Origin of the sequence: Heyndrickxia camelliae (assembly GCF_002844575.1) — a bacterium.
Taxonomy (GTDB): domain Bacteria; phylum Bacillota; class Bacilli; order Bacillales; family Bacillaceae_C; genus Margalitia; species Margalitia camelliae.
The window spans coordinates 1-8064 of sequence record NZ_PIQO01000047.1 but is presented as its reverse complement, the minus strand read 5'-3'; the positions used below and the strand labels follow the sequence as shown (position 1 = coordinate 8064).

The window sequence follows — 8064 nt, the reverse complement described above, 5'->3', positions numbered from 1 at the left end:
GCTTAGTAATTACTAGATAAAATATCCATTTTAAAATGAATATAAGACCCATTATACGTAACAAAGGAGTTAAGAAAATGGAATGGACAGTTGAAGAATTAATTATAGAATTACAAAGAGTTAAAGATAAAACAAAAAAGGTTAGATTGTCAGTAAATGACATAGTGAGACGAAATTTTCACATTAACGATAATCTCGCACCTGTTTTTTATTTATCAAATGCAAACGAAAAGGGTTATAAACCTCAAGAAGTTGATTGGTCAGAAATAGGTCTTTAATGTGCATAACAAAGATTATATGTAAATAATAGAGTGCTTTTAAATTAATTAAATATATGTAGGAGGTTTTATAATGAGAAGATTCAAATTTAACCACTACAACACGACCTTAACAGCTACTGTCATAGAAACAAATGGACGTAAGAACATGGGAACCATTCAATTGGAAAATGGAGTCATGACTAAGAAACTATACAGAGATATTGTGAAAGCTTTATGTAGGAATAAAGTTGAATATCTAAATTAGAAAGGGTGTTACAATTGTTGTATGAATTAAGCGAAGATAAATATGAAGAGGCAATACATTTACTTGATATCAGTTATAAAAATAAAATAATCATGAATTACGAGTATGAAAAAATTAAAAATATAATTGAACTTTTTGCTTTTGGGATCAATGATGAAGGATTAATGAAGTATGAGAACAGTGATGACTATGTAAAATATCAACTAAATAAAATATTACGTATGGTTAATAAGTCATCAAATTGATGACTTATTTTTATAAATAAATTAATAAAATAACATGTATTTATAAAAATAAATTGATATAATGTGATTAATAATAAGTGGGAGGGGATCATATTATGAATAATTTGTTTAAAGAGGTTTTAGAAACAACTGGCTACATTTGTGAACCAACTAAGGAGAATGTTGTAAACTGTTTTCTGGATTATGTTTCAGAAGGAGCATTTGCGAACTTAAATTCTGATGAAGCTTTAAGAGATATTGAAGATGGTGATATAACCATTGAGCAAATTTGTAACAACTTATTGAGAATATGTAATCGAAATTTGTAGATTATTGTTACAATTTCGTTTACTAACATGGTAAAATATTCATGTTGTCTTAAAAAATAAGGGGGGATTTACTTTGAAGAAAAAAGTATTATTTTCTGCATTGTTAACGTGCGGAATGTTGCTATCTGCTTGTTCACTAGAAACAGATACTGGTAGTAAAGTAGGGGAAGAAAATGGGAAAGAAGTAAAAACAGAGAAACCTGCAGAGAAAAAAGAACAAGTTAAAAAAGTATTTAATGTAGGAGATAAAGTTAAATTAGGTAACGCTGTTATTACTGTGACAAAGGTTGAAACTTCAAAGGGTGTGGAGTTTGACACACCTAAAAAAGGAAATATTTTTGAGATTGTGCACATAAAAATAGAAAATAACGGCAAAGAAAATATTGACTATAATCCATTTTACTTTCAATTAAAGAATAGTAATGGACAAATATCAGATACGACAATTACAACAGTTGATCAGGATACAGCTTTACAATCGGGAGAATTGGCTTCAGGTGGAAAGGTTGAGGGTACAGTAACTTTTGAAGCACCTGAAAATGATAAGAAATTACAGCTGATATATCAACCTAACATGTTTATTGAAAATCAGACAGTAACTATTAATCTACAATAAAAATATGGGGGAATAGGGAAATGAAAAGAACTACAGAATTTGTATTAGGATTATTAGGTGGAATTTTTGGGTTTATTGGAGCATTTATGGCTTTATTCATAGGTGGTGTTGATGCGGCTTTTAATTCATCGGGAGAAAGTGAAATAATTGGATTAGGTTGGGGTGCGGTATTATTATCCATATTAGGTATTGTTGGATCTGTAGTAGTTAGGTCAAAAGCAAAACTTGGAGGAATTTTCTTATTAATTTCTGCAATTGGTGGTTTAATTTGTATCTCTATGTTTTACATCTTGCCATCAGTATTGTTATTAATTGCAGGATTAATGGGACTGTTTAGAAAAGATAAGGATCATTCAGTAAATGCTTAATGAATAAAGGGAGATTTATTCTCCCTTTTGGATAATATAAAACAAATAAATTTATATACTCTTTGTCAATCCACAGTTACGACAAACTCGAATGAATTTGTAATCCTTAACGGTTGATTGAAAATGCTTAGTACCGCAATTATCACAAACTCCACCTTGTGCATCAGGAAATTCTTTATAATCGTAAACAATACTTGCATCAATGCCTTTTGTTTTAGTTTTAGTCATTTTTTAATCACCAATTATTAATTATAAACGAACTAATAACAATTGCAAATTAACAAATATAAAAATAAATTAAAAGGAGAATGATTATGTTAGCGAATATCGAACAAATTGACTACATACAGGATCAAGAAGGATTTCACATCATAGTAGAGTTTTCTAAACTACCTATTGAATCTTTTAACACTAAGGAAGAAGCAGAGAAATTTATTATTGGTTACAAAACAGGACTAAATATGACAGAATCTATGCGGCATGGTCTAATTTTCAGAAATTTTGTTGAGATGGACTTAAAGGCTGGTGTAAAATATAGGAAAGTAAATGTGCCGGAATTGGAGTTGGTAAAATAAGTAAATTTCTTTTTCACATTGATAGTTTACTAAATAGATTGAAAAAGGTGCGGTAATGAAAAAGATAAAAATTGCAATAAGAAATTTAATAAACAATAACAGCTTTTGGATAGGATTTTTTGTTTGTTTTATTATTAACGAAATAGATGCTTTTATAGATGGTAGGGAAGATTTGAAGTCAACACTCTTTTGGGGCATATTGTCAATAATTATTATTGGATTTAGAAAAATGGACGATGAGATAAATAAAAATTTGAAAGATTAAAATAATCATTTTATCAAGTAGGGAGAACATAAATGATTGAATTAGGAAATTTTGAATTGCACTCAGGGAATGTAATGGTTTCAGATCCATGTTATGAAGAAGGTTCATGGGGTCAAGCGCAATTAAATAATACAAAAATAGGAGAATGGATAGCAAATATCAAGCAATTTGATGAGGGAGAATGGGGAATACGTAACGGTGAATTAATCGCATTCCATAAGTCTATTGAAAAATTGAATGAATTAGATTGGAAACTTGAGAAAACTATTATTGGAGTGGATAGTGGGCAAGCGGGAATCTTCGACCTTGCAGTGTTTAGGAATGATGAGGTTTCAATGCCTTCTAATTTTCTTAGTTCAGAAATCCAGGAAGAAAAAGGAGAGAAATGGTATAGTCACATATGCGACCTAACATTAGAAACAAAAGAAAGAGCGGGAATCACAATAGGTGGAGTAGTATCATCTAGTGGGTATGGTGACGGAGGCTACAAATTATTTACGATTAGAGATGAAAATGATAGTGTTGTAGCAATAAAAATTGTATTCATAGATAACGATATAGAGGAAGAATAATAAAAGAAATCATTTAAAACATTAGGAGGAAGAAAAAAATGGAACTAACTTTAGAAGTAATCCCAAAGTCAACATGGGGTAAAAATGTAAGATCAGAATATAAATCTGATTGGGATAAAATACGAAAATTAGTTTACCAAAAAGCAATGATGAAATGTCAAATATGTTATGAAAAACAAGAAACTTTACATGCTCATGAGGTTTGGGAGTTTGATGAAGAAGACCATATCCAAAAATTAGTTGATATAATTGGTATTTGTGAGGATTGTCATAATACTATACATTACGGTAGAGCTAAGTTAGTTGGAACAGATCAAGAAGCTAAGGAACACTTTATGAAGGTAAATGAATGTGATGAACTTGATTGGATGCTTGCTGTTCAAGAAGTAAGTATAAAATCGATGAAAAGAAATAAAATTAAAGATTGGAAGTTAGATTTATCACTTGTTGAAGAATATCTAAAATAAAAGGATTTGATTTATATTGATTAATATAGGCAAAAGGGTAAGAAATATTAGAGAGTCAAAAGGAATTACTCAGGAAGAATTGGCAAACAAAATGGATGTTACTAAAAGTTATGTGTCTAAGATTGAAAGTGGGGATCAAATACCGAAATTAGCAAGATTAGAATTGATTGCAATTGGGTTAGATGTGACACTTGAGGAATTAATTTTTAACACTTCTGTTGATTCAAAATGGAAGGAAGTAATAGAGTTATTTGAACAAAAAGGTATTAATCCAGAAGAGGTTTTGAAGTTTATCAGTGTTCTAGAAAAATTGAAATAACTATTGAAGTGGGGGGAAGTTTTTTGACGGATAAAGAAAGAGCTATAGAGAATATACTTAACTTTTTAAATAATCCAAACGATAAAAGGCTACTTTTGAAAGGATATGACGATGACGCAAAGCTACGAGTCACACTTGGTTGCTTAAATAAAGAGTTTACCAAAGGAATTATCAGAACAAATTACATGGCAGATATAGCATACAATGTTAATCGAGCATTTCAGAAAAAGATGTTACCTGAACCCATTAAATCTACAATAAATTACAGATTAGGTAGTATGATTGTTAATATTAGTAGCTATTCAAGACATACAAAATTTAACCCACGTGGGAATCAAGAGACATTCACTCTATTTTTCCCTGTCCAAAGTGTATTTGATAACCCAAATAGGTATGAGAATTTTCTACAAGAATTAGATGAGACTAATTCAAGAAAGATAATATTATTAACTACTAATGAACATAGCATTTCAAATTGGGATATAGAAAACCATGTTGATCAAATTTATTTTTATGATGTAGAAAATGACAATCCAGAACTAATGACAAATATGAGAAACAACGGTGCTTTTAAAAAAAGTAAATGAAATTTTAGTTTTATTGGAGGATATAAATGATTAAATGTAAAGTATGTAACCAACCTTTGAAAGAAACTGATGATATTATGGTAGTAGATGGTAACATTTATGAAGCTGTACATGATGAGTGTCATTATAGGTATATATCAAATATGCACATGAATAATTTAGTTAGCTTAGGTGAGTTGAAAGAAATGATAAATGAGTATGAAGAAACATTATGATAAAAGATTAATTTTTTTGAGGGATTGATTGCAAATTGTATAATAATCGAAGAGTAGAAAGAAGTACTGACAATGGGATTATTTATCCTATTGTTATAGGTGTTATGAATATTTTATTCTATCTAAATATTGTGGAATGGATCAAAAAATTATCTAATACTATTACTAAAAAAGTATATAGTGGCCGTTCTCATGATATCATATTGATTAAAATTAGACAAAATAGAAATTTTGCTATTGATTTTTTTATAATTCTAAAATTTATATTTGTACTTATGATATTTTTTTTAGATTATAAAAACGCATGGGTATTTTGGATTGTAATTTATCTTCTATGTTCAAATTTGTATACTTATTTTTACTATCATTTGTGGGAAGAAACAGCACTATTAGAAGAGCACCAAACAGTACACAGGGTCAGGCGAAGATTTATTTCACTTTTCATCTCATTCATATTTATGATGGTTTGTTACAATTATATCTATTTATATTTATCTCCAGAACATTTTAATATATCTAGCTCTAATCATCATCAAAAAATAATTATGTTTTCATTGGCAAAATCTTTTGTGATTGATAACGATCTTGCAAAGTCTCAGGATTTGACTGGATTGTGGGTTGAAATTTCTCAACTAATAAATGTTTTTACGTTTATTACTATATTATTGGCTAAATCTATGCCGAAGGCAAATACTAGATAAATAGGGGGGATTGGAATGGCTTATAGAAATAAAACCTATATTTGTTTTGATGCAGATATAGATATGCGTTACTATAATCTTTTGAAAGCTTGGAAGGAAAATGAAAATATAGATATACTATTTCATAATGCACATGAAATAAATACAATCAGACCTTGGAGTAGTGAAGAAACAATAAAGAGGAATTTAAGAGAAAGAATGAAAAACACTAAATTAATAATAGTATTAATTGGGGAGAAAACAAAAAATTTATATAAATATGTTCGTTGGGAAATCGAATTGGCACTATCTATGGATATCCCAATAATCGCAGTTAATCTAAATAAGGTAAACGGAATTGACAATTTAAGATGTCCACCAATATTAAGGGATAAACCAGTTTTACACATTCCTTTTAAACGAAAAGCTGTAGAGCACTCATTGAAATATTGGAGTGAAATTTGACTTGCAAAAGAAATGGACAGATAAACTTATATTATGATTGGTTTGATGAATTAGATTAAACACAAATTTGATTATAGAAAGTGAGGTGAAAGTAGTCTTCATTTTATTTATTTGGTCAAAATTCTACATATTCTTTCAAAAAATAGTTGGCAAATTATAAATAAATCAATATAATAATAAATGTGGTGCTTCTAAAGTATGCTAGTAGTGGGTACTGAATTCTACAATACTTTTAGAGAGAAGGAACATTTAATTTCTAAAATCAAACGACAGTTTGAATAGGTAAGACTTTACTTTGAAGAGAATCTTATAATTTATGAATATGACGATGGTATTAAACAAGAAAAACCTACATATAAATTAGTTAAATAATTTATAAAAATAAATTAATATAAATTATTGACTCTTAATATCGAATAAACTAAAATGATTATAGATTCAGAAATATTCGATAGAAAAGGGGTAAAGGCATATGTTAAAAAAATTGATACTTGAAGATTGTGAAAATAATCGTGGATTGGCAAAAGAATTGTCCTCTATAAGTGGCTACAGTTCGGGATCATCATTGTCAAAATGCTGCGTAAAGACAACGATTCAGATTGTGAAAAGATTGATGGATTATTAAAAATAGTAAAGCATCGTTATCCTGAAAAATTTGATGAATTGTTAATGGAATATGCCCAAAATCTTAATAAAAATCGTATAACAGCCAGACTCCTACTCGAATATGTTACGGTAAATAGAATAGAAGATGTAAAAGAATATTTAATTGATGAACTTAAGAATAGTGAAAATTTCGAAAGTAAAGAATGGGCTTTTGTGTATGAAATTGATAGTAGGATAGGACATGATCCAAAAGTTGATAGTGAATGTATTTTAAAATTAAATAGTAGAAGTTATATTTCTAAAGAAATGAAAGCATATTCTAAAATTCTATTATTTTATTGTTATTATGAAAGCAGAAATGTGACAATGTTAAATAGATTATCTGAAGAAATAGAAGAAAATATTAAAGAAATAAGTAATAATTTTATCAAAAACTCATACTATGCAAGGTTTCTTTTAATCAGTATTTCTTGTAATTTACACAATGGAAAACTTGGAGGACTATTAGAAAAGCTTCTTTTAATTGAAGATGCGCCGGAAGCTTTGAAAACTTTCATCTATTTGAATGCTGGCAATGCTTTAATGTTCAAATCATATGAGAAATCAATGATGTATTTAAATAAAGCATTTGAATGTAAAACAGATAAATCGGAGTTTGAAATTAAAAAAAGTATGAATTTTGTTAACTTGCTTTGGGACAAGCCAGAAAATTATATATTAGATCAAGATAGAGATATTTCAAACGAATTGTTCTATTATATAAAGGTTGGAAACAAAAAACAAGCAAATGTTATCTTGAATAATATTTCCATGGAGCAATTATCTGATCATCAATTAGGTTTTAATTATTACTACCGTGGTTTATTAAACAATGATGCTGATATGTTTTTTAAATCTATTGAGCATTTTAACGCTTGTAATGAAAAGTTTTATAAGCAACTATCAATTTGAGAGTTAAGGAAACTTGGCGAAAGAGAAGTAGTCTTATCAGCTTTGGGGGCATAAAACTTGAAAGGAGGTGAGAATGAATGAAAAAGAAAATATTGAAAATTATCGTTTGCGTTATATTAGTTGGGGTAGTATTAGCCGGTTTCAGTATAGTGCATAAATCAAATGCAGAAACTACAGATACGGCTGCAACGGCAGGATATGATCCAGGAGGTGGTGTGAAACCGTAGAATTTTCAGAAAGAAATAAAATTACATAACCGAACAAGCAAAGCGTACATAATACATTGGCGATATCAGTTAA

The 8064-nt window shown here is 28.9% G+C and carries 18 protein-coding genes; 17 read left to right on the top strand and 1 reads right to left on the bottom strand.

Annotation, left to right across the window (positions count from 1 at the left end; translation table 11 throughout):
• Window positions 1-77: 77 nt before the first annotated feature.
• The 6 genes from CWO92_RS24685 to CWO92_RS24665 all read left to right on the top strand — a co-directional run bounded on the left by CWO92_RS24685 (window position 78) and on the right by CWO92_RS24665 (window position 2062).
• Window positions 78-278: a hypothetical protein gene (locus tag CWO92_RS24685; RefSeq protein ID WP_101356819.1), complete on the top strand. Its 201-nt coding sequence runs from the start codon at window positions 78-80 to the stop codon at window positions 276-278.
• 73 nt (window positions 279-351) lie between these two features.
• Window positions 352-525 carry a hypothetical protein gene (locus tag CWO92_RS25760; protein WP_165786789.1) on the top strand — a complete coding sequence of 58 codons (174 nt, stop codon included), beginning with the start codon at window positions 352-354 and terminating at the stop codon, window positions 523-525.
• A 14-nt stretch (window positions 526-539) separates the two neighbouring features.
• Entirely contained in the window at window positions 540-770 is a 231-nt protein-coding gene (locus CWO92_RS24680) for a hypothetical protein (RefSeq protein WP_133120618.1), read from the top strand.
• Between the two features lie 95 nt (window positions 771-865).
• The gene (locus CWO92_RS24675) at window positions 866-1078 is read left to right on the top strand and encodes a hypothetical protein (RefSeq protein WP_101356817.1); all 213 of its coding nucleotides are present in this window, start codon (window positions 866-868) and stop codon (window positions 1076-1078) included.
• 73 nt (window positions 1079-1151) lie between these two features.
• On the top strand, window positions 1152-1694 hold the full coding sequence (locus tag CWO92_RS24670; RefSeq protein ID WP_101356816.1) for a DUF4352 domain-containing protein: 543 nt from the start codon (window positions 1152-1154) through the stop codon (window positions 1692-1694).
• A 20-nt stretch (window positions 1695-1714) separates the two neighbouring features.
• Window positions 1715-2062 (top strand): DUF4064 domain-containing protein, encoded by a 348-nt coding sequence (locus tag CWO92_RS24665; RefSeq protein WP_101356815.1) that lies wholly within the window; start codon window positions 1715-1717, stop codon window positions 2060-2062.
• 51 nt (window positions 2063-2113) lie between these two features.
• Here the strand turns inward: CWO92_RS24665 and CWO92_RS25755 are convergent, their stop codons facing one another.
• Window positions 2114-2290 (bottom strand): DUF8096 family protein, encoded by a 177-nt coding sequence (locus CWO92_RS25755; protein ID WP_165786788.1) that lies wholly within the window; start codon window positions 2288-2290, stop codon window positions 2114-2116.
• A gap of 86 nt (window positions 2291-2376) precedes the next feature.
• On the opposite strand from CWO92_RS25755, the gene CWO92_RS24660 reads away from it, so the two are divergent.
• The 11 genes from CWO92_RS24660 (at window position 2377) to CWO92_RS25750 (ending at window position 7991) form a co-directional block, all read left to right on the top strand.
• A complete protein-coding gene (locus CWO92_RS24660) occupies window positions 2377-2637 on the top strand; it encodes a hypothetical protein (RefSeq protein WP_101356814.1) in 261 nt (86 codons plus the stop codon).
• 55 nt (window positions 2638-2692) lie between these two features.
• A complete protein-coding gene (locus CWO92_RS24655) occupies window positions 2693-2902 on the top strand; it encodes a hypothetical protein (RefSeq protein WP_101356813.1) in 210 nt (69 codons plus the stop codon).
• Between the two features lie 32 nt (window positions 2903-2934).
• Window positions 2935-3474 carry a DUF4241 domain-containing protein gene (locus CWO92_RS24650; RefSeq protein ID WP_101356812.1) on the top strand — a complete coding sequence of 180 codons (540 nt, stop codon included), beginning with the start codon at window positions 2935-2937 and terminating at the stop codon, window positions 3472-3474.
• Between the two features lie 38 nt (window positions 3475-3512).
• The gene (locus tag CWO92_RS24645; protein ID WP_101356811.1) at window positions 3513-3941 is read left to right on the top strand and encodes an HNH endonuclease; all 429 of its coding nucleotides are present in this window, start codon (window positions 3513-3515) and stop codon (window positions 3939-3941) included.
• A 16-nt stretch (window positions 3942-3957) separates the two neighbouring features.
• Window positions 3958-4260: a helix-turn-helix domain-containing protein gene (locus CWO92_RS24640; RefSeq protein WP_165786787.1), complete on the top strand. Its 303-nt coding sequence runs from the start codon at window positions 3958-3960 to the stop codon at window positions 4258-4260.
• Window positions 4261-4283: 23 nt separating this feature from the next.
• A complete protein-coding gene (locus CWO92_RS24635; RefSeq protein WP_101356809.1) occupies window positions 4284-4847 on the top strand; it encodes a hypothetical protein in 564 nt (187 codons plus the stop codon).
• 26 nt (window positions 4848-4873) lie between these two features.
• Complete coding sequence (locus CWO92_RS24630; protein ID WP_101356808.1) at window positions 4874-5062, top strand: hypothetical protein; 189 nt, start codon at window positions 4874-4876, stop codon at window positions 5060-5062.
• Window positions 5063-5097: 35 nt separating this feature from the next.
• The gene (locus tag CWO92_RS24625) at window positions 5098-5763 is read left to right on the top strand and encodes a hypothetical protein (protein WP_101356807.1); all 666 of its coding nucleotides are present in this window, start codon (window positions 5098-5100) and stop codon (window positions 5761-5763) included.
• 15 nt (window positions 5764-5778) lie between these two features.
• Window positions 5779-6207: a TIR domain-containing protein gene (locus tag CWO92_RS24620; protein WP_101356806.1), complete on the top strand. Its 429-nt coding sequence runs from the start codon at window positions 5779-5781 to the stop codon at window positions 6205-6207.
• Window positions 6208-6780: 573 nt separating this feature from the next.
• Complete coding sequence (locus CWO92_RS24615; RefSeq protein ID WP_101356805.1) at window positions 6781-7764, top strand: AimR family lysis-lysogeny pheromone receptor; 984 nt, start codon at window positions 6781-6783, stop codon at window positions 7762-7764.
• A gap of 77 nt (window positions 7765-7841) precedes the next feature.
• Window positions 7842-7991 carry a hypothetical protein gene (locus CWO92_RS25750; RefSeq protein WP_165786786.1) on the top strand — a complete coding sequence of 50 codons (150 nt, stop codon included), beginning with the start codon at window positions 7842-7844 and terminating at the stop codon, window positions 7989-7991.
• The last annotated feature ends 73 nt before the right edge of the window (window positions 7992-8064 follow it).